The sequence below is a fragment of the Labedella phragmitis genome, assembly GCF_004078635.1.
Classification (GTDB): domain Bacteria; phylum Actinomycetota; class Actinomycetes; order Actinomycetales; family Microbacteriaceae; genus Labedella; species Labedella phragmitis.
Genome location: NZ_RZNB01000003.1, coordinates 56,170 through 81,288, shown reverse-complemented (window position 1 = coordinate 81,288; position 25,119 = coordinate 56,170). Strand labels below are relative to the sequence as shown.

General features: G+C 69.8%; 25 protein-coding genes and 3 tRNA genes. 19 read left to right on the top strand and 9 right to left on the bottom strand.

The window, feature by feature from the left end:
- Nucleotides 1–410: 410 nt before the first annotated feature.
- Both ELQ90_RS08520 and ELQ90_RS16570 read right to left on the bottom strand, forming a co-directional pair.
- Nucleotides 411–1,511 (bottom strand): fatty acid desaturase family protein, encoded by a 1,101-nt coding sequence (locus ELQ90_RS08520; protein WP_128494860.1) that lies wholly within the window; start codon nt 1,509–1,511, stop codon nt 411–413.
- 175 nt (nt 1,512–1,686) lie between these two features.
- A complete protein-coding gene (locus ELQ90_RS16570) occupies nt 1,687–1,857 on the bottom strand; it encodes a hypothetical protein (protein WP_166408929.1) in 171 nt (56 codons plus the stop codon).
- 169 nt (nt 1,858–2,026) lie between these two features.
- Between ELQ90_RS16570 and ELQ90_RS08515 the strand changes: the two genes are divergently transcribed.
- On the top strand, nt 2,027–2,224 hold the full coding sequence (locus tag ELQ90_RS08515) for a hypothetical protein (protein WP_128494859.1): 198 nt from the start codon (nt 2,027–2,029) through the stop codon (nt 2,222–2,224).
- 80 nt (nt 2,225–2,304) lie between these two features.
- Here ELQ90_RS08515 and ELQ90_RS08510 read toward each other — a convergent pair whose 3' ends face one another.
- Both ELQ90_RS08510 and ELQ90_RS08505 read right to left on the bottom strand, forming a co-directional pair.
- Entirely contained in the window at nt 2,305–2,880 is a 576-nt protein-coding gene (locus ELQ90_RS08510; RefSeq protein WP_128494858.1) for an HhH-GPD-type base excision DNA repair protein, read from the bottom strand.
- Nucleotides 2,881–2,907: 27 nt separating this feature from the next.
- Complete coding sequence (locus tag ELQ90_RS08505; RefSeq protein ID WP_128494857.1) at nt 2,908–3,102, bottom strand: hypothetical protein; 195 nt, start codon at nt 3,100–3,102, stop codon at nt 2,908–2,910.
- 272 nt (nt 3,103–3,374) lie between these two features.
- Between ELQ90_RS08505 and ELQ90_RS08500 the strand changes: the two genes are divergently transcribed.
- Entirely contained in the window at nt 3,375–3,689 is a 315-nt protein-coding gene (locus ELQ90_RS08500; RefSeq protein WP_128494856.1) for a hypothetical protein, read from the top strand.
- 375 nt (nt 3,690–4,064) lie between these two features.
- Here ELQ90_RS08500 and ELQ90_RS08495 read toward each other — a convergent pair.
- The 3 genes from ELQ90_RS08495 to ELQ90_RS08485 form a co-directional block, all read right to left on the bottom strand.
- Nucleotides 4,065–4,137: transfer RNA gene (locus ELQ90_RS08495), tRNA-Phe, on the bottom strand.
- Nucleotides 4,138–4,214: 77 nt separating this feature from the next.
- Nucleotides 4,215–4,291, bottom strand: a tRNA-Asp gene (locus ELQ90_RS08490).
- Nucleotides 4,292–4,357: 66 nt separating this feature from the next.
- A tRNA-Glu gene (locus ELQ90_RS08485) sits at nt 4,358–4,430 on the bottom strand.
- Nucleotides 4,431–4,698: 268 nt separating this feature from the next.
- Here ELQ90_RS08485 and ELQ90_RS08480 point away from each other — a divergent pair.
- Nucleotides 4,699–6,063: a M23 family metallopeptidase gene (locus ELQ90_RS08480; RefSeq protein ID WP_128494855.1), complete on the top strand. Its 1,365-nt coding sequence runs from the start codon at nt 4,699–4,701 to the stop codon at nt 6,061–6,063.
- A 140-nt stretch (nt 6,064–6,203) separates the two neighbouring features.
- Here the strand turns inward: ELQ90_RS08480 and ppa are convergent, their stop codons facing one another.
- Entirely contained in the window at nt 6,204–6,698 is a 495-nt protein-coding gene (gene ppa, locus ELQ90_RS08475; protein ID WP_128494854.1) for an inorganic diphosphatase, read from the bottom strand.
- Nucleotides 6,699–6,861: 163 nt separating this feature from the next.
- Here ppa and tilS point away from each other — a divergent pair, with 163 nt between their 5' ends.
- From tilS to ELQ90_RS08395, 16 genes are all read left to right on the top strand, one after another.
- Nucleotides 6,862–7,908 (top strand): tRNA lysidine(34) synthetase TilS, encoded by a 1,047-nt coding sequence (tilS, locus tag ELQ90_RS08470; protein ID WP_424980806.1) that lies wholly within the window; start codon nt 6,862–6,864, stop codon nt 7,906–7,908.
- Nucleotides 7,909–7,912: 4 nt separating this feature from the next.
- Complete coding sequence (locus tag ELQ90_RS08465) at nt 7,913–8,710, top strand: isocitrate lyase/PEP mutase family protein (protein WP_128494852.1); 798 nt, start codon at nt 7,913–7,915, stop codon at nt 8,708–8,710.
- Nucleotides 8,711–8,818: 108 nt separating this feature from the next.
- Nucleotides 8,819–9,370 carry a hypoxanthine phosphoribosyltransferase gene (gene hpt, locus ELQ90_RS08460; protein ID WP_128494851.1) on the top strand — a complete coding sequence of 184 codons (552 nt, stop codon included), beginning with the start codon at nt 8,819–8,821 and terminating at the stop codon, nt 9,368–9,370.
- A 145-nt stretch (nt 9,371–9,515) separates the two neighbouring features.
- Nucleotides 9,516–11,522, top strand: a complete 2,007-nt coding sequence (gene ftsH, locus ELQ90_RS08455; protein WP_128494850.1) for an ATP-dependent zinc metalloprotease FtsH — start codon at nt 9,516–9,518, stop codon at nt 11,520–11,522.
- A 4-nt stretch (nt 11,523–11,526) separates the two neighbouring features.
- Entirely contained in the window at nt 11,527–12,117 is a 591-nt protein-coding gene (gene folE, locus ELQ90_RS08450; RefSeq protein WP_128494849.1) for a GTP cyclohydrolase I FolE, read from the top strand.
- Complete coding sequence (gene folP / locus ELQ90_RS08445; RefSeq protein WP_208020605.1) at nt 12,110–12,928, top strand: dihydropteroate synthase; 819 nt, start codon at nt 12,110–12,112, stop codon at nt 12,926–12,928. The genes folE and folP overlap by 8 nt, the downstream gene beginning before the upstream one ends.
- A 110-nt stretch (nt 12,929–13,038) precedes the next feature.
- Nucleotides 13,039–13,662, top strand: coding sequence for a biotin transporter BioY (locus ELQ90_RS08440; RefSeq protein WP_128494848.1), 624 nt, complete (start codon nt 13,039–13,041; stop codon nt 13,660–13,662).
- A 56-nt stretch (nt 13,663–13,718) separates the two neighbouring features.
- A complete protein-coding gene (folB, locus tag ELQ90_RS08435) occupies nt 13,719–14,099 on the top strand; it encodes a dihydroneopterin aldolase (RefSeq protein WP_243696080.1) in 381 nt (126 codons plus the stop codon).
- Nucleotides 14,096–14,629 (top strand): 2-amino-4-hydroxy-6-hydroxymethyldihydropteridine diphosphokinase, encoded by a 534-nt coding sequence (gene folK, locus ELQ90_RS08430; RefSeq protein ID WP_243696079.1) that lies wholly within the window; start codon nt 14,096–14,098, stop codon nt 14,627–14,629. Before folB ends, folK begins: the two co-directional genes overlap by 4 nt.
- A complete protein-coding gene (locus ELQ90_RS08425; RefSeq protein ID WP_128494847.1) occupies nt 14,626–15,099 on the top strand; it encodes a DUF3180 domain-containing protein in 474 nt (157 codons plus the stop codon). The genes folK and ELQ90_RS08425 overlap by 4 nt, the downstream gene beginning before the upstream one ends.
- Entirely contained in the window at nt 15,065–15,790 is a 726-nt protein-coding gene (locus ELQ90_RS16950) for a PH domain-containing protein (protein ID WP_243696078.1), read from the top strand. Before ELQ90_RS08425 ends, ELQ90_RS16950 begins: the two co-directional genes overlap by 35 nt.
- Nucleotides 15,787–17,424: a PH domain-containing protein gene (locus tag ELQ90_RS08415; protein WP_128494846.1), complete on the top strand. Its 1,638-nt coding sequence runs from the start codon at nt 15,787–15,789 to the stop codon at nt 17,422–17,424. Before ELQ90_RS16950 ends, ELQ90_RS08415 begins: the two co-directional genes overlap by 4 nt.
- Complete coding sequence (locus ELQ90_RS08410; protein ID WP_128494845.1) at nt 17,421–18,143, top strand: Rossmann-like and DUF2520 domain-containing protein; 723 nt, start codon at nt 17,421–17,423, stop codon at nt 18,141–18,143. The genes ELQ90_RS08415 and ELQ90_RS08410 overlap by 4 nt, the downstream gene beginning before the upstream one ends.
- A gap of 102 nt (nt 18,144–18,245) precedes the next feature.
- Entirely contained in the window at nt 18,246–19,094 is an 849-nt protein-coding gene (locus ELQ90_RS16945; protein WP_128494844.1) for a hypothetical protein, read from the top strand.
- Between the two features lie 37 nt (nt 19,095–19,131).
- Nucleotides 19,132–23,112: a Pls/PosA family non-ribosomal peptide synthetase gene (locus tag ELQ90_RS08400; protein ID WP_243696123.1), complete on the top strand. Its 3,981-nt coding sequence runs from the start codon at nt 19,132–19,134 to the stop codon at nt 23,110–23,112.
- Nucleotides 23,109–24,446 carry a M1 family metallopeptidase gene (locus ELQ90_RS08395; RefSeq protein WP_128494843.1) on the top strand — a complete coding sequence of 446 codons (1,338 nt, stop codon included), beginning with the start codon at nt 23,109–23,111 and terminating at the stop codon, nt 24,444–24,446. The genes ELQ90_RS08400 and ELQ90_RS08395 overlap by 4 nt, the downstream gene beginning before the upstream one ends.
- Here the strand turns inward: ELQ90_RS08395 and ELQ90_RS08390 are convergent.
- Nucleotides 24,443–25,117, bottom strand: a complete 675-nt coding sequence (locus ELQ90_RS08390) for a 4'-phosphopantetheinyl transferase family protein (protein WP_128494842.1) — start codon at nt 25,115–25,117, stop codon at nt 24,443–24,445. The genes ELQ90_RS08395 and ELQ90_RS08390 overlap by 4 nt on opposite strands.
- Nucleotides 25,118–25,119 lie beyond the last annotated feature (2 nt).

Below are 25,119 nucleotides of genomic sequence, written 5' to 3'. Positions count from 1 at the left end.
CGAAAGGGCGAGGCGGTTTCACCAAGCCCGCTCCGACGGAGATCGGCTCCGTGGAGAGATGAGAGTGCTGCTCCTGTGCGGCGCCCGCGCGAACCGGGGATGGTCGCGGCCGGATACGCCGCTTCAGCGAGGAGAAGCGGGGACAGGGGTGATGCGGAGACGGGCGCAATGACGATGATGTGTCGCGAACTCTCCTGGGAGTCCTCTTGTGCAGACGAGGGTCCCTGACAAACGGGCCTGCTAGTGGGCTTGATCCGGAATGATGCACGAAAACACGGACCCACGAGGCAAACGATAACGTGTTCAGCCTACCGCACCCGGCGCTCGAGTGGGAGCGCGGATTTCAGAAGGGCGGGAACGACGATCGGGAGGCCCGAGAACGGACCTCCCGATCGTGCATCTCCCGATGATCAGACGCGACGGAACTGGTTCACCATCGGGCAGTCGAAGGGGTCGCGGGCCGAGAGGCCGACACGGTTCAAGTACGCGATGACGATGCCGTACGACTGGAGGATCGTCGTCTCGGTGTAGGGCACACCGATCGTCGCGCAGTGCTCGCGCACGATCTCACGGGCCTTCGCGAGGTGCGGTCGAGGCATGTTCGGAAACAGGTGGTGCTCGATCTGGTAGTTGAGCCCGCCCATGAAGGCGCTCGCCCACACGCCGCCGCTGATGTTGCGCGACGTGCGGACCTGCTTGGCGAAGAAGTCGAGCTTCTCCTCGGGGCCGACGAGGGGCATGCCCTTGTGGTTCGGCGCGAAGGACGCGCCCATGTAGACGCCGAACACGGCGAGCTGCACGCCGATGAAGGCGAAGGCCATCCCGAGGGGGAGGAACCAGAAGATCGCGCCGAAGTAGACGGCGAAGCGGACGGCGATCGCGGAGAGCTCGATCCAGCGGCCCTTGACGGGCTCGCGGACGAGGAGAGCGCGAAGGCCCAGGATGTGGAGGTTGATGCCCTCGAGTGTGAGGAGCGGGAAGAACAGATACCCCTGCTTCCTCGTGATGAGGGCCCGCAGCCCCCGAGCGGACTCGGCGTCCTTCTCCTGGAAGGAGATGGTGTCGAGATCGATGTCGGGATCCTTGCCGACCTTGTTCGGGTTGGCGTGGTGCCGGGAATGCTTGTTCATCCACCATGCGTAGCTGATGCCGACGATCGCGGTCGCGATGAAGCGGCCGGCCCGGTCGTTGGCCGGACCCGACGTGAACACCTGGCGGTGCGACGCCTCGTGGGCGAGGAACGCGAACTGGGTGAAGATGATGCCGAGCGCTCCGGCGATGAGGAGCTGGAACCAGGAGTCGCCGAGGAGAATGAAGCCGGTGACGGCGCCGCCGAGGGCGAGCATGAGGCCCGAGAAGAGCAGAATGTAGAAGACGCGGGTGCGGTCGAGGAGATGGGTCTCCTTCACGACGCGCGAAACCGCCGCGAAACTCTTCGTCGTATCGCCGGGAGCGCTTGTGCGCGGCTTGGTCCGGCGGATGGCGCCGGGCGGGTTGCTCGTAGAGTCCATGGGGAGGTTCTCCTGTGGTCAGTCGACTTCCCAGCCGAGGAGTGAGCCCTGTCGCTCCGGATGTTCCCCACGTTAGGGGGAGTGGCTGAACGTTTGCGGCATATATCGAGATGGGACGACCGCGTCGGCGATCGTCCCATCTCTCGAACCCGTGACGAGGGGCATGCCGGCCCTGTCAGGCGGGGTTCGTGACGTCCGGTTCTTCGGGGGCTCCGCCGGAGTCGGTGTCCTCCTCGGTCGTCGGGTCCGTGCTGATGTTCTCGTCGGTCGATCCGTCGGCGGCGTTGCCGTTGACGGTGGAATCCGTGGTCTCGTCCTCAGGGGACGGGCTGCTGTAATCGCTCATGGGGCGAGGCTACCGCCGCCCTCCGGGGGATGACATCCCGTTGACAACCGCCGCGACGACGAGGATCGGCGACCGGTGATTACCGGCGTGAGCCGGGGGCGTCAAGGCCGGGGTCACGATCCACCGACCGTCCTATCGTCGGGGGACCGCTACAGGAAGGACGTGCGCGATGAGCGACACATTCGGAACGACGAACGACACGCCGGCTGAGTCGGAGGGCACAGCGGCCGAGGAGGCCGAGTACCTGCGCGAGAACGAGGAGCCGGTGCAGGAGTCGACGGTCGACGACACGACGGAGGTCCTGCAGGAGTACGGCGAGGACGTCTCGTCCTCACCCGCGAGCCGCGCTCGTGAGGGCGGAGCCTGATCCGTTCTCCGGACGCACGAACGGGGCGGGTGCCGACGCATCCGCCCCGTTCGGCGGCGTCTCAGGGGGTCTCGGTCCCGTCAGGCCGTCGAGCGTGCCGCCGCCTTCATGTCCCGCTTGGTCTCGCGCACGCGAGTGAGCGAATCGGGATCGACGATGTCGGCGACGGAGCGGTACGACCCCGCCTCGCCGTATGCTCCGGCGGCCTCGCGCCAGCCGGCCGCCTCGAGCCCGCATTGCTTGCCGAGGAGCGCGAGGAAGATGCGTGCCTTCTGGTCGCCGAAGCCGGGGAGTGCCGTGAGGCGGCGGAGGACCTCGCGACCGTCGGGGTCGCCTGTCGTCCAGATCGCGGACGTGTCGCCGCCCCACTCGTCGACGACGGAACGGCAGAGCGCCTGGACGCGCCCGGCCATCGAGCCCGGGAATCGGTGGACGGCCGGGGTCTGTCGGAAGATCTCGACGAAGGCGTCCGCGTCGGCCTCGGCGATCGCTCGGGGATCGAGCGTTCCGAAGCGGTCCCGGATCTTCGCCGGGCCTGCGAACGCCGTCTCCATCGCGATCTGCTGGTCGAGCAGCATGCCGATGAGGAGCGCGAGCGGATCCTCCGAGAGAAGCCGATCGGCGTCGACGTCGTCGGTGATACGGAGGCTCGTCATGATCCGTCCGATCTCTCGAGTGAGTCGCTACGACCCATCGGTTTCGGAGTCGCGCTCCCCGGGTCGAACGGCTGCGTCGTCGGAGACGTCGATTCGTGTGACGCCCTCCTCCGGGTGGCTGACCTCGACCCGCGGGGCGGCGTCGGCCTCGGTCGAGTGCTCGGCGCGCGTGAGCTGCTCGTGTCGTTTCTCGTCGTGCGTGGGTTCGTGCGATTCGGTCATGACCAGACGGTAACAGCCCTGCTGCGGCGGTGGAACGGGGTGGTGGACCGGTGGAGCACGGGGGTGGCGGCAGAGGCTCGCCCGCCCGATCGGACCACAGCATTCGCGAGTGCAACCCCCGGGAGCAGCGGTTGCTCCCGGCGTAAGGTGACCCTCAGGACTTCGAGAACGCGGATGCTGGACGGGGACGGCCGAACACGTGGGCCGCGGCCGTTCGCGCGACGAGGGTGCGGAAGAACATCGAGACAGGTCGAGAGCGAGGGATGTAGGACATGAAACGCATCACCTACGGAACGGAGACGTTCGTCGTGGATGATCGCGCGGGGGAGGATCTCATGAAGCATGCACGGGACATCGCGGCTTCGCGAGACCCGGAGGTCGTGCAGATCCCCGTCATCCAGCCGGACGGCTCGACGCGGCAGGCGTCGATGCTCATCGGCCCGAACACGGCCGTGCTCGCGGTCGATGCTCCCGACCTCGAACCCGCACGACGCCGCGTCTCGACGATGGCGCGCGTCCGCTCGATCGACCCGGCCCTCGTCTACGACGACTCGAGCACGTATTTCGACATCGGCTTCGACACGTAGGTCCGATCAGGCGCTTCCGGCCGACTCGACGCGAGCGGGACAGACGTTAAGTGACAGAGGGTCGGTGACCCGAACACCGACCCTCTGTCTCCCGAAATGATGGCGGCCATGCGCTCACGACATCGATGAACTCGTACGCCGGCGACGGGGAAAACCATCTGATGTGAAAGTTAGCTGAGCTAGCAATTCTCTCGCAAGCATTGCTGTGTCGGCATTAAGGGGGACAAGCGGAGGTGGGACGTCCGCTGGCCGCTTCGACGAGACGCATCACGACCACGTGTCGGTCCACGCGGCGATGTCGACTTCCGTTCGCCGGACCGGTCGGGAAAAGAAAAACGGCCCCGATCCCAGTAGAAGCCTGGAAAAGGGGCCGAGTGGCTCCGACGGGCGTCGATCCCGTGACCTCACGATTTTCAGTCGTGCGCTCTACCAACTGAGCTACAGAGCCGAAGGGACGCTGCTCGTTCAATATGAATCGGTCCCACTGGTAAGAAACCCTCCCGTATTCGGAAGGGTCCCTCACCATGGCGACCCTGACGGGACTTGAACCCGCGACCTCCGCCGTGACAGGGCGGCACGCTAACCAACTGCGCTACAGGGCCATACGTTTGCAGTGCTCTCGCGCTGCTCTTCAATTGTATCGGTAGCTGTCACCGTGTTTGAACACGTGACCCCAACGGGATTCGAACCCGTGCTGCCGCCGTGAAAGGGCGGTGTCCTAGGCCACTAAACGATGGGGCCGACGAGCTCGAAAGCTCAAGGGCTACCGGCGTACAAGCATACGGGTGAAGGCGGGAAATGCCAAAACCGCTGCCCGGCCCGCAGGATTCGGCGGTCCTGGCGGTCTTCCGACGTGCCAGCGGATGTCCCGCCGGGGCCGTCGGACGCGGTTTAGATTCGAGCACGATGCGGCACCGCCCACGTGATCGGGGGATGGCTTTCGCCGCCTCGCTCGGTACTGTTGAAGATGTTGTCCCTGTGACTGATGTGAAAGTGGCCGGAGTCTGTGATGTCCGAACCGAAGAAGCCGAAGCGCGGCAGCGTGTTCCACTGGCGTTCGCGTCGCGCTCGCAGCGGTGACACGAGCCGCCGCCAGGTCCTCGCCCTCGGAGCCGTCGGGGTGTTCACCGCCGCGGGAGTCGTCGCCGGAGTGACGCCGGCGTGGGCCGCCAAATACCCTTCGTGGGACGACGTCCAGAAGGCCAAGAAGAACCAGGCGGACGCGGCCGCCCAGGTCACGAACATCAAAAACCTCATCGCGGGACTCGAGGCCGAGGTCGCGTCGACGCAAGCCGAGGCCGAGCTCAAGGGCCAGGAGTACTTCGAGGCCCAGCAGGCCTTCGACGACGCCGTCGTGCGCGCCGACTCGCTGCAGAGTCAGGCTGACGACAAGAAGGTCGAAGCCGACGAGTCGATCGCGAAGGCCGGCCAGGTCGCCGCGCAGCTCTACCGCAGCGGCGGGAGCGACGTCTCGCTCAGCCTCTTCTTCGACTCGTCCGCGAGTCCCGACGCCCTCCTCGGTGCCCTCGGCACCATGAGCAAGCTGCTCGAGCACAACAAGTCCGTGTACGACCAGGCCGTCAATGCCCGGAACACGGCGCAGTCGCTGAGCGACCAGGCGTCAGCTGCACGCGAGGAGCGCGAGCGCCTCCGCACCCTCGCGGAAGAGGCCATGATCGCCGCGCAAGCGGCCGCCGATGCGGCCGTCGCGGCGCTCGAGGAGTCGCAGAACAAGAAGGCGGAGCTGGAGGCCCAGCTCGCCGCCCTCGAGGACACGACGGCCAAGACGGTCGACGGGTACAAGAAGGGTGTCGAGGAGGAGCGCAAGCGCCGCGAAGCCGAGAAGGCCGCGGCGGAGAAGGCTGCTCGAGAAGCCGCCGAGGCCGCGAAGAAGAACAACAACAACAACAGCGGCGGCGGTGGCGGCGGTGGCGGTGGCGGAAGCAGCAGCGGCGGTGGCGGCGGATCGGGTTGGGCCCGACCGGCGTCGGGTTGGATCAGTTCCGGGTTCGGAGTCCGTAACAGCCCCGGCGGCATCGGCAGTAAGAACCACCCCGGTGTCGACATCGCGAACGGCTCCGGAACCCCGCTCTACGCGGCCTCCTCGGGAACGGTGACGTACGCCGGCTGGAACGGTGGTTACGGCTACTTCATCCGCATCTCCCACGGTGGCGGTGTCACGACGGCGTACGGTCACATCCGCTCCGGCGGCATCGCCGTGCGCAGCGGCCAGAGAGTGAGCGCCGGCCAATACATCGCGGCGATGGGCAGCACGGGCAACTCGACGGGCCCGCACGTCCACTTCGAGACGCGTGTCAACGGCGCAGCCCAGAACCCCGTGCCCTTCATGCGGAACCGCGGCGTCTCGCTCTGATCCTGACGCCCGATCGGATCGGGCGTCAGGAGGTTCATCGGAGATCATGACGGTCGATCGGGGGATCACGACGACGGGGGCGCCGCACTCGGTGAGTGCGGCGCCCCCGTCGTGCACCGGCCCGAGGCCGGCGAAGTGACCTAGTGGGATCCCTCGGCCTCGAGCTTCGCGAAGCCGGCCTGGACGATCTCCTCGGCTTCGGCGGCGTCGCCCCAGCCCTCGATCTTGACCCACTTGTTGGGCTCGAGGTCCTTGTAGCGCGTGAAGAAGTGCTCGATCTCGTTGCGCGTCTGCTCCGGCACGTCCGAGAGGTCCTGAATGTGGCTCCAGCGCGGGTCCATGTGGGGGACGCACACGACCTTGGCATCCGAGCCGGCCTCGTCGCTCATGTTGAGGACGCCGACGGGACGGACCTTGACGCCGACGCCGGGGAAGACGGGATACTCGAGGAGGACGAGAGCGTCGACGGGGTCGCCGTCGAGCCCGAGCGTGTTCTCGAAGTAGCCGTAGTCGACGGGGTAGACGAACGCGGTGAACAGAACGCGGTCGAGATACACGCGGCCCGTCTCGTGGTCCACTTCGTACTTGTTGCGGCTGCCCTTGGGGATCTCCACGACGACGTCGTATGCGGCCATGAGGCGCTCTCCTTGTTGATTCGATGGGGTCGTTCCGGTCGGACACCGGCGGCACCCACACTAACGGATGCTCCCCGTCGCTCCCCGGAGTGGAAGCCGGGACCGCCCACCTGTTTCTACGTCTTGTAGAAAAGGATGGGGGCGTCGAGTAGCGTGGGGGACCGTGGCCGACACCTTCCCCGCCTCCGATTCCGGCGTCCAGCGGAACGCCCCCCGCACGGTTCACCGGTTGTCCCGCGAGATCATCCGGGCCCTCTCGAATCGCGACGTCGTCCTCGAACGCGTCGGCGACGAGGTGCCGCTCGTGCTCGTCGCCGTGAGCGGAGGTCCAGACTCGCTCGCCCTCGCGGCCGCCGCGGCGCACGCCGCGCCCGTCCTCGGCGTGCGCTTCGCCGCCGTGATCGTCGACCACGGCCTGCAGTCCGGATCCGCGGCCGTCGCCGAACGGGCTGCGGAGACGGTGCGCCGGTTCGGTCTCCAGGCGACCGTCGAGACCGTTGCGGTGGGGGATGACGGCGGCCCGGAGGGCGCGGCGCGTGCCGCCCGCTACGCGGCTCTCGACGCAGCGCTCCGGCGTACGGGGGCCTCGGCAGTGCTCCTCGGGCACACTCTCGACGACCAGGCCGAGACGGTGCTCCTCGGGCTCGCGCGCGGCTCGGGCGCGGGCAGCCTCAAGGGGATGGCCGAGGTGACCGGCCGGCTCGTGCGCCCGTTCTTGTCCGTCCGCCGCGACGACACGCACGCGGCCGTCGCGGAACTCGGACTCGATGCCTGGGACGACCCGCACAACGTCGACGCGTCGTTCACACGCGCTCGCGTGCGCCACCGCGTCCTCCCCGTCCTCGAGGATGAACTCGGTCCGGGTATCGCCGAGGCTCTCGCGCGGACGGCCGAGCAGGCGCGAGAGGATTCGGATGCCTTCGACGAGATGATCGAGGAGTTCATCGAGGAGATCTGCGAACCGGCCGAGGCGGGATTGTCCGTCGATATCGGCGCTCTTGCGGCGAACCCCGCGGCGATCCGGAACCGCATCATCCGGCTCGTCGCGCGCGGCGAGTTCGGCACTTCCCTCTCGCGCGCGCACACCCTCGCGATCGCCGCGCTCGTGACGGAGTGGAAGGGCCAGGGCCCGATCGACATACCCGGGATCCGGGTATCGCGCAACGGCGGGCGTCTCGTGTTCACGGCGACCGGGTCGCTGTCACACTGACGGCATGACAACTCAGATCGAGAAGGCGGACCTCCTCCGCTCATTGCATGTACCCGGCGATCCCCTCATCCTCACGAACGTGTGGGACGCGATCAGCGCGACGACGGTCGCCCGTACTCCGGGAGTCCGGGCACTCGCGAGCGCGAGCCACTCCGTCTCGAACGCGCGTGGCTATGAGGACGGCGAAGGCATCCCCCTCGACGAGGCGCTCGACTCCGTGCGCCGGATCGTCGCGGCCGTCGACCTGCCCGTCACCGCCGATTTCGAGAAGGGATACGCCGAGGACACCGATGGCGTTCGAGCGAACGTCGCTCGCCTCATCACGGAGACGGGTGCGGTCGGCATCAACATCGAGGACAGCGTCGGGGCCGACAAGGCGCCGACCTTCCCGATCGAGGTCGCGGCCGCCCGCGTCGCCGCCGCCCGAGCCGCCGCTTCGGACACCGGCGTGCCTCTCGTCATCAACGCGCGCGTCGACACCCTCGCCGGCGGCGGCGAGTGGAGCGACGCGGTCGCCCGGGCGAACGCCTACCTCGAAGCCGGGGCCGACGTCATCTTCGTCCTGGGGCTCTCGACGGAGGAACTGGTCGCCCGCGCGATCGCCGAGATCGACGGCAAGATCTCCGTCATCGGCCACCCGGGCGCCGTCCCCCTCGCGCGGCTCGCCGACCTCGGCGTCAGCCGTGTCAGCTTCGGTCCGTTCGCCCTCGGCTCGGCCCTCGCCAACCTGCGGCGCACCGCCGAGACCGTCACCGCGGGAGGTGACTACCCCGACGACCTCGGGTTCCAGTTCTCGCTCTGACCACGTCGCCGCGAGGTGTCGTCGCCTCATTCCGTCCCGGTCGGGACGGGGTGAGGCGGCGTCACCTCGTCGTCGTTTCCGGCCGTACCCGAGCCCTAGAATCGGACCATGGAAACGAGCGACATCCGCGACGAATTGACCGAGATCCTCGTCACCGAACAGGAGATCCAGGAGAAGCTGCGCGAGCTGGCCGCGCGGATCGACGCGGACTACGCGGGTAAGGATGTCCTCCTCGTCGGTGTCCTCAAGGGAGCCGTCATGGTCATGGCCGACCTCGCGCGGTCGTTGCACGGTCACGTCGAGATGGACTGGATGGCTGTGAGTTCCTACGGCGCGGGAACGAAGTCGAGCGGCGTCGTGCAGATCCGGAAGGACCTCGACTCCGACCTGACGGGCCGACACGTGCTCATCGTCGAGGACATCATCGATTCCGGGCTGACCCTGTCGTGGCTGCTCGAGAACTTCGCCTCGCGCGGCGCCGCGTCCATCGAGGTCTGCGCTCTCCTCCGGAAGCCGGAGGCCGCGAAGGTCGAGATCGACTGCAAGTACGTCGGCTTCGACATCCCGAACGCCTTCGTCGTCGGCTACGGCCTCGACTTCGCCGAGCGCTATCGCAACCTGCGCGACGTCGCCGTCCTCGCGCCTCACGTGTACTCCTGACGCGTTCGGCCGGCGTCCTGTACGCCCACGGGGAACATGGAGGCGTCGCCCAGCGGCGTGCCGCTAATCTTGAGGCCTGTGGGCGCCAGGGCGCCCGTAACACCAGCTGTCAGAAAGGTGTCGGGCTCAGCCGCCCGTAAACACTATGGACTTCAAGCGCATCTTCAAGGGCCCGCTTCCCTACATCCTCCTCGCGGTGCTCGTGTTCTGGGTGGGTTCGAGCCTGCTCAACATCGGCGGCTTCAAGGAGATCTCGACGCAGCACGGTCTCGAGCTCCTCGAGGGCGAGACGGTGGCGGAGGCGACCCTCACGCAGGGCGACAATCGTGTCGACCTCGTCCTCGACAAGGCCGACGGCGAGAACGGCACGATGGTGCAGTTCTACTTCCTCGACGCGCGCGCCGAGGACGTCGTCGCGGCGGTGGACGCCGCGAATCCGTCCGACGGCTTCAGCGACAAGGTGCCTCAGCCGAGCTTCTGGGGATCGCTCCTCACGATCCTGCTCCCGCTCCTCCTGATCGGCGTCTTCTTCTGGATCATGCTCTCCGGCATGCAGGGGGGCGGCGGAAAGGTCATGCAGTTCGGGAAGTCGAAGGCGAAGCTCGTCTCGAAGGAGTCGCCGAAGGTGACCTTCGACGACGTCGCCGGCAGCGACGAGGCCATCGAGGAGCTCGAGGAGATCAAGGACTTCCTCAAGGAGCCCGCGAAGTTCCAGGCCGTGGGTGCCCGCATCCCCAAGGGTGTCCTGCTCTACGGCCCTCCCGGAACTGGAAAGACCCTGCTCGCCCGCGCCGTCGCGGGCGAGGCCGGTGTCCCGTTCTACTCCATCTCCGGCTCCGACTTCGTCGAGATGTTCGTGGGTGTCGGTGCGAGCCGCGTCCGCGACCTCTTCCAGCAGGCTAAGGAGAACTCGCCGGCGATCATCTTCGTCGACGAGATCGACGCCGTCGGCCGTCACCGCGGCGCGGGGATGGGCGGCGGGCACGACGAGCGCGAGCAGACGCTCAACCAGCTGCTCGTCGAGATGGACGGCTTCGACCCGAAGACGAACGTCATCCTGATCGCCGCGACCAACCGTCCGGACATCCTCGATCCCGCGCTCCTGCGCCCTGGTCGTTTCGACCGCCAGATCGGTGTCGACGCCCCCGACCTCCTCGGCCGGAAGAAGGTCCTCGAGGTCCACGGCAAGGGCAAGCCCCTCGCCCCGAGCGTCGACCTCGACGTCGTCGCCCGCAAGACGCCGGGCTTCACGGGAGCCGATCTCGCGAACGTCCTCAACGAGGCCGCTCTGCTCACGGCCCGCTCGAACGCGCAGCTCATCGACAACCGTGCCCTCGACGAAGCCATCGATCGTGTCATCGCGGGTCCGCAGCGTCGCACGCGCATCATGCGCGACCAGGAGAAGCTCATCACGGCGTACCACGAGGGCGGCCACGCCCTCGCCGCCGCCGCGATGCGCAACACCGACCCCGTCACGAAGGTCACGATCCTGCCGCGTGGTCGTGCGCTCGGGTACACGATGGTCATCCCCATCGAGGACCGGTACTCCGTGACCCGCAACGAGCTGCTCGATCAGCTCACGTACGCCATGGGCGGCCGTGTCGCGGAGGAGCTCGTCTTCCACGACCCGACGACGGGCGCCTCGAACGACATCGAGAAGGCCACGGGCATCGCGCGCAAGATGGTGACCGAGTACGGCATGACGACGGACGTCGGTCCCGTGAAGCTCGGTCAGTCCTCCGGGGAGGTCTTCCTCGGCCGCGACATGGGTCACCAGCGCGACTACTCCGAGGAGATCGCGCAGCGGGTCGACGGCCAGGTGCGCGCGCTCCTCGAGCAGGCGCACAACGAGGCGTTCCAGGTCATCAGCGACAACCGCGACATCCTCGACCGCCTCGCGGGAGAGCTGCTCGAGCACGAGACTCTCGACCACAACCAGCTCGCCGAGATCTTCAAGGACGTCCGCAAGCTCCCCGAGCGCCCGCAGTGGCTCTCGAGCACCGACCGTCCCGTGAGCGACCGGCCCCCGATCGCCATCCCGCGGCAGAAGGCGCCGATCGCGCCGGATGCGACGGACGGCGGAGTGAGCTCCGACCCCGAGCCCGCGCCCGCTCGCGGTCCGCAGATCACGCCGCGTCCGGCGACGGCGTAGCACCATGGCGGGAGTGGACCGCCGACGGATCGAGGCGGCGGTGACCGAACTGCTCCTCGCGATCGGGGAACGTCCCGATCGCGAGGGGCTGCTCTCGACCCCGGAGCGCGTCGCCGACGCCTACGCCGAATTCTTCGGCGGACTCGGGCACGATCCGGTCGACCACTTGCGGGAGACCGTGCCGACGGAGCTCGACACCGCGGGGGAGGCGGTCATCGTCCGCGATATCTCCTTCCGTTCCGTGTGCGAGCACCACCTCCTGCCGTTCACGGGCGTCGCCCACGTCGCGTACCTGCCGGACGCAGCGGTCGTCGGGCTCGGGCGATTCGCGCGGGTCGTCGACACTCTCGCATCGCGCCCGCAAGTGCAGGAGCGGCTCACGGAGCAGATCGCCGACGCGATCGACGAGGGGCTCGCACCGCTCGGCGTCCTCGTCGTGCTCGATGCGAGTCACCAGTGCATGACGACGAGAGGGCCGCGCCAGACGGGGTCGACGACCGTCACGATCGCGAGCAGGGGAGCTCTGTCGAGCGGTCCGCTCCGGTCGGACGTGCTCGCCCTCATCGGCGCGGGTCGGTCCCGAGACGATGACTGACGGTGGCGGGCGCGCCACGCGCATCATGGGCGTCCTCAACGTGACGCCCGACTCGTTCAGCGACGGCGGGCGCTACTTCACGACGGCCGACGCGATCGCTCACGGCCGCGAGCTCGTGGCCGAGGGCGCCGACATCATCGACGTCGGGGGCGAGTCCACGCGCCCGGGAGCCTCGCGCGTCGCGCTCGACGAGGAGCTGCGGCGGATCCTGCCCGTCGTCGAGGCGCTCGCGGGCGACGGGACCACCGTGTCCGTCGACACGATGAACGCCTCGACCGCGCGCGCCGCCGTCGAGGCGGGAGCGTCGATCGTCAACGACGTGTCCGGCGGGCTCGCCGACGAGGGTATGGCGGCGGTCGTCGCCGCGCTCGATGCCACTTTCGTCATCAGCCACTGGCGCGGTCACAGCACCGTCATGGAGGACCGCGCAGAGTACGCGGACGTCGTCGAGGACGTCGTCCGGGAGCTGCGCGCCCAGACGTCCGCCGCGATCGCGGCGGGAGTCGAGCCCGCACGAATCATCGTCGACCCGGGTCTCGGCTTCGCGAAGCGAGGGCCCCACAACTGGGCGCTGCTGGCCCATCTCGACACGCTCGCGTCTCTCGGCTTCCCCGTCATGGTGGGGGTGTCGCGCAAGCGCTTCCTCGGAGAACTCGTCGAGGACGACCGGGGCGTCGAGGGCCGCGACCTCCCGACGGCCGTGCTGAGTGCGCTCCTCGCTGACGACGTGTGGGCCGTCCGGGTGCACGACGTCGCGGCGTCGCGGGTCGCGCTCGACGTGCTCGCAGCGGTGCGTTCGGCCCGCGACTGATCCGCCGCGTACGTCGTCTCGTGCCGTCGCATTCCACGAGAATCACGTGCGCTCGGTAGGGTGATCCACGACACTTCGTCGCTATCGGACCTCGTAACCGTGGAGATCGCATGAGCACCGCACCCGTCACGTCGACCGCCGTCGCCGGCCGTCCCACCCTCGCCGACCGCGTCGTGCCCCGCACGGCCGCCGCGAACATCGCCCTCATCGCGGCCGGAGTCGCCGTCGTCTCCCTGCTCGCACAGGTCGAGATCCCGATGTGGCCGGTTCCGATCACGGGCCAGACCCTCGGCGTCATGCTCGTGGGCGCGAGCCTCGGCGCGTGGCGCGGAGCCGTCAGCCTCCTGTCGTACATGGGCGTCGGCCTGCTCGGTCTGCCCGTCTTCGCCGGCGCGACCGGTGGACTCATCGCTCTCACGAAGCCGTCGTTCGGCTTCGTCATCGGTTTCGTCTTCGCCGCAGCCCTCGTCGGATGGCTCGCCGAGCGATCGTGGGACCGCCGACCGGGCTTGTCGCTCGCGGCCTTCGGCCTCGCGAGCCTCGTGCCCTTCCTCTTCGGCATCCCGTACATGGGCTTCGTGCTCGGGGCCATGGGCGTCCCCAACGACCTCGGCTCGCTGCTCGCCTTCGGGTTCTTCCCGTTCATCGTCGGCGGCATCGTGAAGTGGCTCGTCGCCGCCTCGGTGATGCCGACGCTGTGGGCCGTCGTCCGCCGCGTCGACCGTCGCTCCTGACGCAAGCACCCCTCCGGTCCCGGCATCCGTCCGCCCGGTCGTGGCAGAGTGGTGACGTGGACACGCCCCTCGACACGATCAGTCTCATGGGACTGCGCGTCCATGCCCATCACGGCGTCTTCGACTTCGAGCGCGAGAACGGTCAGACCTTCGTGATCGACGTCGTCGTCCACCTCGACGCGCGCCCGGCGGCGGACGCCGACGATCTCGCGAGCACCGTCCACTACGGGGAGCTCGCGGAACGCGTGGTCGCCGCCGTGGAGAACGACCCCGTCGACCTCATCGAGACGGTGGCCGAACGCGTGGCGGGTGTCGCGCTCACCTGGCAGGCCGTCCTGCGGGTGGACGTGGCCGTTCACAAGCCGGACGCCCCGATCGACGCGGTCTTCGACGATGTCGTCGTGCGGATCAGCAGGAGCAGGGAGGCCGCAGCGTGACTCCGATCGCCGGCCCTCTCGTGCACGACCCCATCCGCCGCGGCGGGCCCGAGCGCCTCGTCCTCGCCCTCGGCAGCAATCTCGGCGAGCGGCACGCCTCGCTCACGGAAGCCGTCGATCGGATCCGGGCGATCCCGGGAGTCTTCGTACGGGCCGTCTCGCCGTTCGTCGAGACCGTGGCCGTGCGCACGACGGGGCCCGACACCGACGCGCCCGCCTACCTCAACGGGGTGCTCGTGGGGCACACGTATCTCGAGCCGCACCGGCTGCTCGACGCGACGGCTGCGATCGAGGACGAGCTCGGCCGTGTGCGCACCGAACGCTGGGGCGACCGCACGATCGACATCGACATCATCGAGGTCGGCCGGCGTCGCGTCTCGGACGAGCGGCTCATCCTCCCTCACCCGCGGGCCGCGGAGCGGGACTTCGTCCTGGCGCCCTGGCTCGCCGTCGAGCCCGACGCGACCCTCACGGGGCACGGGCGCGTCGCCGACCTGCTCGCCGGGCTCGAAAGCGGGTCCCCGGCATGACGCGCACATCGCCCCGCTCGTTGCTCCTCCTCGCCGTGCTCGGCTTCGTCGTCGGATTCCTCGTCGAGGTCTGGACGGCGTCACGGGGGGCGATGACGATCGTGCCGCCGCTCACGTTCTCCCTGACTCTCGTCGCCGTCGGGGCGATCGTGGTGGGGTTCGCGATCCCCATCCGCCGCCGCGTGTCCGGCAGGTCGGATCGCATGATCGACCCGTTCCAGGCCACGCGCGTGGTTTCCCTCGCGAAGGCCTCGAGTCTCGCGGGTTCGCTCCTCGCCGGTTTCGGGCTCGGCATCCTCGTCTTCCTGCTCTCCCGCTCGATGCTGCCCGGGATAGCATCGTTGTGGCTGGCCGCCGCGGCCGCTCTGGGGGCCGTCGTCCTCACGATCGCGGGGCTCGTCGCCGAGAGACTGTGCACGCTGCCGAAGGATGACGATGACGAACCACCTGCCGGAGCAGCCGCGAGCTGACGACGCGAGCGCACCCGGCTCCGAGGGGACAGCGCCTCGTCACGCCGCCGCGAGGCCGTCGGGCGCAGCGCCGCGTGCCGAAGCCGCGCCCATCGATCCCGCGGTGCCCGTCGGCGCCTCCGCGCCCGTGAGCGATTCCGCACCCGCCGTCCCGACCCTCGGCGAGGTCCTCGCGGCGCCCGCCGAGGAGCCTGAGGCGGCGCCGGAGACACCCGGCAGACTCGACATCACGGGCGAGTGGCGCCGCGTCTCTCCCAAGGCCGTCACGATCGAGTTCCTGACGAACGCGCTCATGATCGTCGTCGTCGTCGCCGTGGGCGCACTCGTCGGCTTCCTCGTCGATCACCCGTGGCCGTGGTTCGTGGGCGGCGCGATCGTGCTCGTGACGCTCGTCACGCTCGCCTTCGTACCGCGACGGATCCGCTCGATCGGATACCTCCTCCGCGACGACGACCTGCTGTTCCGACGCGGCATCATGTGGCAGCGTTTCGTCGCGGTACCCTACGGCCGCATGCAGCTCGTGGACATCAACAGGGGGCCGCTCGCGCGCGCGTTCGGGCTCGCGGAGTTGAAGTTCGTGACCGCGTCGCCCGCGACCGGCGTGACGATCCCGGGGCTCCCGCTCGAGGAGGCCGAGGGCCTGCGTGACCACCTCGTGTCCGTCGCCGAGAGCCGGCGGACAGGACTGTGAGCGAGACCGGACCGGCGGCAGCCGCGCCGCCCGACGGTCCTCTCCCCGACGCTGGACGGGCGGCACGGGAGCAGGTCAGGGCGGGGGACACGCTCGCCGACGGCGAGTGGCATCGTCTCCACCCGGCCACTCCGTTGCTGCGGGGAGGGATCGCGTTCCTGGCGATCCTCGGCATCGTCATCGCGAACCTGCGCGAGAGACTCGTCGAGATGTTCCTGCCGCAGTTCGCCGGCGACTTCCGATACGACGGCGAGGACTACGACCCGCTCACCTACTCGGTCACGCACGGCTACGTCGGGTGGATCCTGCTCGCTCTCGCCGTCGGTCTCGTCGTGATCATCGGCCTGTTCTTCCTGTCGTGGCGCATGCACAGCTTCCGTGTCACCGACGAGGCCGTCGAGGTGCGCAGCGGCGTCCTCTTCCGTACGCACCGCAAGGCGAAGCTCGACCGGGTGCAGGGCGTGGGGCTCTCGAAGCCGTTCCTGCCCCGCTTGTTCGGAGCGGCGCGACTCGACGTCAACGTCGCGGGGCAATCGGCGGACGTCAAGCTCGAGTACCTCTCGACGAAGCCGGCGGAGAAGCTCCGCCGCGACGTGCTCACCCTGGCCTCCGGCGCCCGCCTCGCCGAAGGGGAGGCGCCGTTGCCCGGGACGAGTGCTGCGGGCGTCGTCACGGACAGCGACGGGGTCATCACGCGGCACGTCGTCGAACGGGCGAACGACTTCCTCTCGCCCGAGCTCCCCGCCGATCAGGCCCCGCCCGAATCGATCGTGCGCATCCCTGTCGGTCGGCTCATCGCCTCGACGGTCGTCAACGAGGGCACACTCGTCGTGCTCGCGATCGTGGTCGTCGGCGTCGTCATGCTCGTGAACGGGTCGCCGTGGGTCATCTTCACGCTCATCCCCGCAGTGCTCGGTATCGGCAGCTACTACTGGACGACGATCACGAAGTCGTTGCGGTACTCGATCGCCGGCACGCCGAGCGGCGTGCGCATCGGCTTCGGTCTTCTCTCGACGAGCAACGACACCCTGCCGCCGGGGCGCGTCCACGCCGTCCAGCTGTCGCAACCGCTCCTGTGGCGTCCGTTCGGGTGGTGGCAGGTCAAGATCAACAAGGCGGGCTTGTCCGCCGAGGCGGCGATGGGTGGCAAGGGCAACACGACAGTCCTCCCCGTCGGCACCCTGAGGGATGCGACGGCCGTGGTGCAGCTCATGCTCGAGGGCGCCGACGTCGATTCGACGTTCGAGCAGGTCGAGTCCGCGATCATGCGCCCGGCGCAATCGGGATTCGTGCTCGCCCCTCGACGCGCTCGCTGGATCGACCCGATCGCCTGGCGCCGCACGGGCTACGCGTTGCGCGCGAGTCTCCTCGTCTTCCGCACCGGCGTGCTGTGGCGCAAGCTCACGATCCTGCCGCTCGCCCGCATCCAGAGCATCCAGATCTCGCAGGGACCGCTCGAGCGCGTGCTCCGGCTCGCGTCGGCCCGCGTGCACACCGTGCTCGGCCCCGTCACCCCGACCCTGCCGACGATCGCGAAGGACGAGGCCGCCGTGCTCTTCGAACGCGCGTCGGCCGCGGCTGTCCGGGCCGCAGCCTCCGACCACAGTCACCGCTGGGCACTGGAGGTGCGATGAGCGCGCGGGCGGGTCGGCTCGGCGTCGGCATCCTCGGAGCCGGTCGCGTCGGTCCGGTCCTCGGAGCGGCGCTCGCCGGGGCGGGTCACGCGGTCGTGGGCATCTCCGCCGTCTCGGTCGAGAGCAGGGAGCGCGCCGAGGTGATCCTGCCCGGAGCGCCGATCCTGTCGATCCCCGACCTCGTCGAGCGCTCCGAACTCGTCATCATCGCGATCCCGGATGAGGAGATCGAGCCCCTCGTGACCGGGCTCGCGGCCGCCGGCGTGTGGCAGCCGGGCCAACTCGTCGCGCACACGTCGGCCCGCTTCGGCACCGGAATCCTGCGGCCGGCGCAAGTCGCCGGCGCGATCCCACTCGCGATCCACCCCGCCATCGCGTTCACGGGGACCTCCCTCGATCTCGCCCGGCTCCGCGAGGCCTACTTCGCCGTGACCGCTCCGGCCCCCGTCCTGCCGATCGCGCAAGCGCTCGTCGTCGAGATGGGGGGTGAGCCCGTCGTCGTCGCCGAGGAGGACCGTCCCGCCTATGCCGAGGCGATCGCGACGGCCACGGCGTTCTCCCGCTCGATCGTCGCGCAATCGAGCGAGATCCTCTCGCGGATCGGCGTCGAGAACCCCGGAGCCTATCTGTCGTCGCTCGTCCGCAGCGCGGTCGACAACGCGCTCGCCTCGCCGGCCTCCGCAGCGATAGACCCGGACGACGGACTCCGGCTCGACTGACGGAACCGACTGTTCACCTTCGCCCGATACGGTGTCGGCGCACCCGGCCCGACGGAACGCACGCGAGAGCGTCGTTCCGGTCCCGAATCGAGAAGGACGCACATGGCGAAGAACGGCACTCCGTCCGCGGAGGAGAAGCGAGCGGTCGACAAGGCCGAACGCAAAGCCATCAAGCGCGCCGTCGAGGCGGACGCTGCCCGCGCCGCACGCGAGGAGGAGCGGCTCGAGGAGGCCGCGCGGCTCGTGAAGGCGAAGAAGAAGGCCGCGAAGGCTTCGGCTCGGAATGCCGACGACACCGGGTCGCCCGCGTCGACGACGAAGTCGGACAAGAAGGCGAAGCCCGAGAAGCGAGCGATCTCCGAGAAGAAGGCGAAGGAACGCGCGAAGGCGGAGAAGGCCGAGCGTAAGGCGAAGGATCAGGCGAAGGCGGAGAAGGCCGAGCGTAAGGCGAAGGCGGAGAAGGCCGAGCGTAAGGCGAAGGAGCAGGCGAAGGCGGAGAAGGCCGAGCGTAAGGCGAAGGAGCAGGCGAAGGCGGAGAAGGCCGAGCGCAAGGCGAAGGAGCAGGCGAAGGCGGAGAAGGCCGAGCGCAAGGCGAAGGAACGCGCGAAGGCGGAGAAGGCCGAGAAGAAAGCCAAAGCGCGCGCGAAGGCCGAGAAGGCCGAGCGGAAGGCGCGCGAGAAGTCCGCGGCGCGAGAGGCGGAGAAGCGTGCTCGAGACGAGGCGCGGGCCATTGCCGCGGCCGCTGCGGAGCGGGCCCGCCGCAGCGCCGAGGCCGAAGCCGCGATCGCCGCCCTGCCGCAGCCGTCCGCGTCGACGACCCCCGTACCGAACGCGACGTGGAGCGTGCCGCGACTGCGATCGTTCGCTCGCGCTCACGGGTACACGTCGCTGTCTCGGCTGCGGAAGCAGCAGCTCCTCGATCTCCTCGTCCAGCCGGCACGTGAGTCCTGAGGTCGACGCCGCCGACGCGCGGTCTGCTCAAACGGCGGTGCTCACCCGGTCGGACCGTGCACCGCACGTGCGCACGCTCGTCGACGTCCTGAGGGAGTCGGCCGCACGATTCCCCGACGCGTCCGCCCTCGATGACGGCTCCGTGTCGCTCAGCTACCGAGAATTGCTCGCGCAGGCGATCCGAGTCGCCGCCGCTCTGCATGATGCGGGCGTACGACGGGGCGACCGTGTCGGTGTGCGCATGCCCTCCGGGAAGCGCCAGCTCTACATCGCGATCCTCGGCGTGCTCGTCGCGGGCGCCGCGTACGTTCCCGTCGACGCGGACGATCCCGAGGAGCGCGCCGCCCTCGTCTTCGGGGAGGCGGGAGTCGTCGGTGTGCTCGAGGGCGACGGCGTCTTCGTTCCGCGTACCGGCGTCTCTCCATTGAGCGAGGACCGACCGACCGACGACGGATCGACGGACGCTCACGGCCAGGCCTCGGTGGTCACCCCCGGCAGGCCGGTGACGGACACCGCGGCGCTCGCCGTCGTGACGCCGCCGACGCCGGAGGACGACGCCTGGATCATCTTCACCTCGGGATCGACGGGCGTCCCCAAGGGCGTGGCCGTGAGCCACCGCTCCGCCGCGGCCTTCGTCGACGCCGAGGCGCGACTGTTCCTCCAGGCGGAGCCGATCGGACCGGACGATCGCGTCCTCGCCGGGCTCTCGGTGGCGTTCGACGCCTCGTGCGAGGAGATGTGGCTCGCGTGGGCCCATGGTGCGTGCCTCGTGCCCGCACCTCGATCCCTCGTGCGGAGCGGCGTCGACCTCGGTCCGTGGCTCGTCGCCCGCGGCGTCACGATCGTGTCCACGGTTCCGACCCTCGCGGCGTTGTGGCCGGCCGAGTCGCTCGAGAACGTGCGACTGCTCATCTTCGGGGGCGAGGCCTGCCCGCCAGAACTCGCGGAGCGCCTCGCCGTCGACGGTCGTGAGGTCTGGAACACCTACGGACCGACGGAGGCGACCGTCGTGGCGTGCGCTGCTCCGCTCGACGGCTCGACGCCCGTGCGGATCGGGCTGCCGCTCGACGGCTGGGACCTCGCTGTCGTCGGCACCGACGGCACGCGCGTCGGCGACGGGGAAGTGGGCGAGCTCGTCATCGGCGGTGTCGGCCTCGGCCGATACCTCGACCCGGCGAAGGACGCCGAGAAGTATGCGCCCGCACCGACCCTCGGGTGGGAGCGGGCGTACCGCAGCGGCGACCTCGTCCGCTTCGAGGCGGCGGGACTCGTCTTCCAGGGGCGTGTCGACGACCAGGTGAAGGTCGGCGGTCGGCGCATCGAGCTCGGGGAGATCGAGGCCTCGCTGCAGGCGCTTCCGGGTGTCGCGGGAGCGGCCGCCGCCGTGCGGACGTCGTCCTCCGGCTCTCCCGTGCTCGTCGGCTACCTCGCGGTGCCCGGGAAGGACGCCTTCGACCGGGCTGCCGCGCTCGCCGCGTTGCGCGCGGCTCTGCCGGCCGCTCTCGTCCCCGTGCTCGCGGTGCTCGACGAGTTGCCGACGCGCACCTCGGGCAAGGTCGACAAGGCCGCGCTGCCATGGCCCCTCCCCGTCGACGACACCCCGGCGGCAGCCCTTCCCGAGCGCGTCCGCGCCTTGGCCGCTGACTGGACGGCGGTGCTCGGCGTACCCGTACCGTCGATCGAGGCGAACTTCTTCGACCTCGGCGGTGGTTCGCTCGCCGCCGCACAGCTCGTCACGCGTGTCCGGTCGCGGGATCCCGAGTTCACCGTCGCCGACGTGTACGCGCTGCCGCGGCTCGTGGCGATGGCGGAGGCCCTCGACGAACGCGACGGCGAGGACCGTGGTCGTGATCGTCCGACGGACTTCCACCGCGTGACGCCGACGCCGCGGGCCATGGGCGTCTTCCAGACGCTCGTGAGCCTGCCGATCTCGGCTCTCGCGGCGGCGCGCTGGCTCGCCATCCTCTCCGCCGCGGCCTGGGTGCTCGACCTCGCGGGGCTCGCCGGTCCGTTGCCCGTGCCCGACACGGTCGCGGTCGTGCTCCTCGTGCTCGTCTTCGTCACTCCGCTCGGCAGGATGCTGCTCTCGGTCGCGGCCGCCCGGACGCTGCTCACCGGCCTCGAGCCGGGCGACTACCCGCGCGGGGGTTCGGTGCACCGCCGCATCTGGGTGACGGAGGCCATCACGCACGCGCTCGGCGGCGTCGGCCTCTCTGGCGCGCCCTTCGTGGCCGCGTACGGTCGGCTCCTCGGGGCGACGATCGCGCGCGACGTCACGCTCCACTCGCTCCCGCCGCTCACAGGCATGCTCACGATCGGGGAGGGCGCGTCGGTCGAACCCGAGGTCGATCTCTCCGGCTGGTGGGTCGACGGGGACATCCTCCGCGTCGGCGCCGTGCGGATCGGCGCGGGAAGTGTCGTCGGGGCGCGGAGCGTTCTGCTGCCCGGCACGCGAATCGCACGGAACGCGCAGATCGAGCCGGCCTCCGCGGTGTTCGGGCGCGTGCGCTCGGGCCAGCGCTGGGCGGGTTCCCCGGCCGTGCGCGTCGGGCGGGTGCGGCAGTGGTGGCCGGACGCGCCGCCGGCGCGCGGGAGGCGCTGGTGGTTCGCGTACGGCGCGTCGAGCATCGTCTTCGCGCTCATCCCGGTCATCGCGCTCGCAGCGGGAGCAGCCGTCCTCGTCCCGGCGATCCGCGATGCGTCGTCGCTCGCAGACCTCGCCGGTCGGGCCGCGCTCCTCGTCGTCCCCGCGACGGCCGCTGCCGGGGTCGTGCTCGCGCTCCTCGTGGTGATCGTGACGCGTGCTCTCGGGATCGGTTTGACGGAAGGCGTGCATCCCGTCCGGAGCCGTCAGGGCTGGCAGGTGTGGGCGACCGAGCGGCTGCTCGACCTGTCGCGCACGATCCTCTTCCCGCTGTACTCGAGCCTCTTCACCCCCGTGTGGCTCCGGCTCCTCGGCGCGCGGGTCGGTCGGAACGTCGAGGCCTCGACCGTACTGCTCGTGCCGTCGATGACGACGATCCGCGACGGCGCATTCCTCGCCGACGACACGCTCGTGGCGTCGTACGAGCTCGGCGGCGGGTACGTGCACGTCGCCCCCGTCGAGGTGGGGCGTCGGTCCTTCCTCGGCAACTCGGGGATGGCGACGGCGGGCCGCCGGATTCCGCGCGACAGCCTCATCGCCGTGCTCTCGGTCGCGCCACGGAAGTCCAAGGCGGGCTCGTCGTGGCTCGGCTCGCCCACGGTCCGGTTGCGTCGGACGCCGGCCGAGGTGGACGATGCGCTCACGTTCTCGCCGCCGACGCGGCTGCGCGTCGCGCGCGCAGCGTGGGAACTCGCGCGTTTCGTGCCCGTGGTCGTCACTGTCGGCATCGGGCTGCTCGTGCTGTCGACGCTCGCGCTCCTGCTCGAGCTCGTCGGTCTCGTACCGACCCTCGTCGTCGGGGGAGCCGTCCTCGTCGCGGCCGGAGCGCTCGCCGCCGCGCTCACGACGGCCGCGAAGTGGGCGCTCATCGGGCGCATCCGAGCGGGGGAGCACCCGCTCTGGTCGTCCTTCATCTGGCGGAGCGAACTCGCCGACACGTTCACGGAGATGGTCGCGGCGCCGTGGTTCGCGAACGGCGCGGCCGGGACGCCCGCCCTCGTCGTCTGGTTGCGGTCCCTCGGCGCGCGCATCGGTCGCGGCGTGTGGTGCGAGAGCTATTGGCTCCCCGAGGCCGACCTCGTGTCCCTCGGCGACGGCTCGACGGTCAACAGGGGGTGTGTCGTGCAGACCCACCTGTTCCATGATCGAATCATGAGCATGGACGAAGTGACCCTCGGCGCCGGTGCGACGCTCGGCCCCCACAGCGTGGCGCTGCCCGCCGCCGTCATCGGGGACCACTCGACGATCGGTCCGGCTTCGCTCGTCATGCGCGGCGAGACCGTGCCGGAGGGTGGCCGCTGGAGCGGAAACCCCATCGGACCGTGGCGCGACGTCGTCGTGGCCGACTACCGCGTCGCCGCGTCCGCCCGATGATCCGCGGCACAGCCGCCGCTCGAGCGGCGACAGACCCGTACGTCCCGAAGAACGGCAACGCCGGCGTCGACGTCGAGCGCTACGAGCTCGACCTCGACTACCGCACCGCGACCAATCGACTGAGCGGCACCGCGCGGCTCGACGTCCTCGCGACGACCGACCTCCCGCGTTTCACGCTCGACCTCTCCCGGCTGCAGGTCGGGTCGGTGCGGCTCGACGGTGCTCGCGTGGGTCACCGGCAGTCGGCGCACAAGCTCACGATCACCCCGGATCGCCCCATCGAGGCGGGCACGCGGTTCTCGGTCGCGATCGACTACGCGGGAGCGCCGCGGCCGCGATCGAGTTCGTGGGGAACCGTGGGCTGGGAGGAACTCGCGGACGGCGTCATCGTCGCGTCACAACCGAGCGGCGCTTCGACGTGGTTCCCCTGCAACGACGTCCCGGCCGACAAGGCGGCGTTCTCGATCCGCTTCACGACCGAGGCACCGTACACGGTCGTGTGCAACGGACGGCTCGTCGACCGCACGGTGAGGTCGGGGCGCACGACGTGGTCGTTCGAGCAGGAGGAGCCGACGGCGACCTACCTCGCGACCGTGCAGGTCGGGCGCTATACGACGCGCGAGGTGGACCTCGACGGTGTCGCGGGGCGATTCGTCTTCCCGCCGGCCCTGCGCGCTCGTGTCGACGCCGACCTCCGTGCAGTCCCCGCCATGATGGCGACATTCCAGCGCCTCTTCGGTCCGTACCCATTCCCGGTCTATTCGGTCATCGTGACAGCCGACGTCCTCGAGATCCCCCTCGAAGCGCAATCGCTCGCGATCTTCGGATCGAACCACATGGGAGGTCGGGGCGAGTGGGAGCGACTCGTGGCCCACGAGCTCGCGCACCAGTGGTTCGGCAACTCCGTCGGGGTCGCCGCGTGGCGCTACATCTGGCTCAACGAGGGTTTCGCGTGCTACGCGGAGTGGTTGTGGTCGGAGGCGTCGGGCGGTCGGACGGCGGAGGATCTCGCGCGCTACCACCACGTCGTGCTCGCGCGCTCGGCGCAGGACGTCGTCGTCGGCGACCCCGGCGCAGCACGCATGTTCGACGACCGTGTGTACAAGCGCGGGGCCCTCGCGCTGCACGCCGTGCGGCGAGCCGTCGGCGACGACGTCTTCTTCGCCGTCCTCAAGCGCTGGACCTCGGAGCACCGCCACGGTGTCGTCACGACGGACGATCTCCGCGACCTCGTCGCGAGCGAGGGGGCCTCGGCCGGCATCGAGCGCTCCGTCGTCGACACCGTGTTCGCCGCGTGGCTCGACGCCGAGGCGCTGCCCGCCTTTCCCGGCTAGCGTCCGCCGGATGCGCTCCAGGCGACGGTGATCACGAGGCCGTCGCCGTGTGGTGCGGACGAATCCACGTGGGGCAGGTCGAAGCCGGCCACCTCGAACGGGGGACCGCCGTCGACGCGAGCGGTCGCACCGGCGACACCGGGCGGACCCTCGATCCCCACACGCGTCGGGTCGACCTCGAGGCCCCGTCCGTCCGCCTTGAGCACGGCCTCGACAGTCGTCCACAGCCGCAGGGCATCGCGGCCGTCGAGCGGCGTGCCACCCGTGACCGCACGGATCGCTTCGAAGCGCGCTGGATCGCCGCCGACGCGCTCCGCGTCGATGCCGACGGCGACCGGCCCGACAGCCACGAGCGTGATCGCCCCGGCGTGCGTGACGCTTCCCCGCAGGCGCCGCCCCGACGGGACATCGGTGACGACCGGTCTGCCGTGATCGCCACCGCACCGCGGGCATCGCGCCGTCACGAGGGCACGGGTTCCATCGCCCCAGAGCCTGACGGCCGCCTCCTGCAGGAGGAGCCGGCCACGGCGCCGCCGCTCCACGGCATCGCCGTCGACGGGCGCTTCACCGAGGAGAACGACGAGACCGGCGAGGGCCGGCAGGAGGTGCGACACGTCGGAGACGGTGACCCCCGCGGCCTCGGGTTCGCGCGCCTCGTCCACGGGAGACATCG

Coding starts and splice junctions, on each gene's coding strand:
- ELQ90_RS08510 (WP_128494858.1), bottom strand. CDS start 2,880: ATGACGAGCCTCCGTATCACCGACGACGTCGACGCCGATCGGCTTCTC.
- ELQ90_RS08425 (WP_128494847.1), top strand. CDS start 14,626: ATGACGCGCACATCGCCCCGCTCGTTGCTCCTCCTCGCCGTGCTCGGC.
- ELQ90_RS08515 (WP_128494859.1), top strand. CDS start 2,027: ATGAGCGACACATTCGGAACGACGAACGACACGCCGGCTGAGTCGGAG.
- ELQ90_RS08465 (WP_128494852.1), top strand. CDS start 7,913: ATGACAACTCAGATCGAGAAGGCGGACCTCCTCCGCTCATTGCATGTA.
- ELQ90_RS08520 (WP_128494860.1), bottom strand. CDS start 1,511: ATGGACTCTACGAGCAACCCGCCCGGCGCCATCCGCCGGACCAAGCCG.
- hpt (WP_128494851.1), top strand. CDS start 8,819: ATGGAAACGAGCGACATCCGCGACGAATTGACCGAGATCCTCGTCACC.
- ELQ90_RS08505 (WP_128494857.1), bottom strand. CDS start 3,102: ATGACCGAATCGCACGAACCCACGCACGACGAGAAACGACACGAGCAG.
- ELQ90_RS16570 (WP_166408929.1), bottom strand. CDS start 1,857: ATGAGCGATTACAGCAGCCCGTCCCCTGAGGACGAGACCACGGATTCC.
- ELQ90_RS08480 (WP_128494855.1), top strand. CDS start 4,699: ATGTCCGAACCGAAGAAGCCGAAGCGCGGCAGCGTGTTCCACTGGCGT.
- ELQ90_RS08500 (WP_128494856.1), top strand. CDS start 3,375: ATGAAACGCATCACCTACGGAACGGAGACGTTCGTCGTGGATGATCGC.
- ELQ90_RS08395 (WP_128494843.1), top strand. CDS start 23,109: ATGATCCGCGGCACAGCCGCCGCTCGAGCGGCGACAGACCCGTACGTC.
- ELQ90_RS08410 (WP_128494845.1), top strand. CDS start 17,421: ATGAGCGCGCGGGCGGGTCGGCTCGGCGTCGGCATCCTCGGAGCCGGT.
- ELQ90_RS16950 (WP_243696078.1), top strand. CDS start 15,065: ATGACGAACCACCTGCCGGAGCAGCCGCGAGCTGACGACGCGAGCGCA.
- ELQ90_RS08440 (WP_128494848.1), top strand. CDS start 13,039: ATGAGCACCGCACCCGTCACGTCGACCGCCGTCGCCGGCCGTCCCACC.
- ppa (WP_128494854.1), bottom strand. CDS start 6,698: ATGGCCGCATACGACGTCGTCGTGGAGATCCCCAAGGGCAGCCGCAAC.
- folE (WP_128494849.1), top strand. CDS start 11,527: ATGGCGGGAGTGGACCGCCGACGGATCGAGGCGGCGGTGACCGAACTG.
- ftsH (WP_128494850.1), top strand. CDS start 9,516: ATGGACTTCAAGCGCATCTTCAAGGGCCCGCTTCCCTACATCCTCCTC.
- ELQ90_RS16945 (WP_128494844.1), top strand. CDS start 18,246: ATGGCGAAGAACGGCACTCCGTCCGCGGAGGAGAAGCGAGCGGTCGAC.
- ELQ90_RS08390 (WP_128494842.1), bottom strand. CDS start 25,117: ATGTCTCCCGTGGACGAGGCGCGCGAACCCGAGGCCGCGGGGGTCACC.
- folP (WP_208020605.1), top strand. CDS start 12,110: ATGACTGACGGTGGCGGGCGCGCCACGCGCATCATGGGCGTCCTCAAC.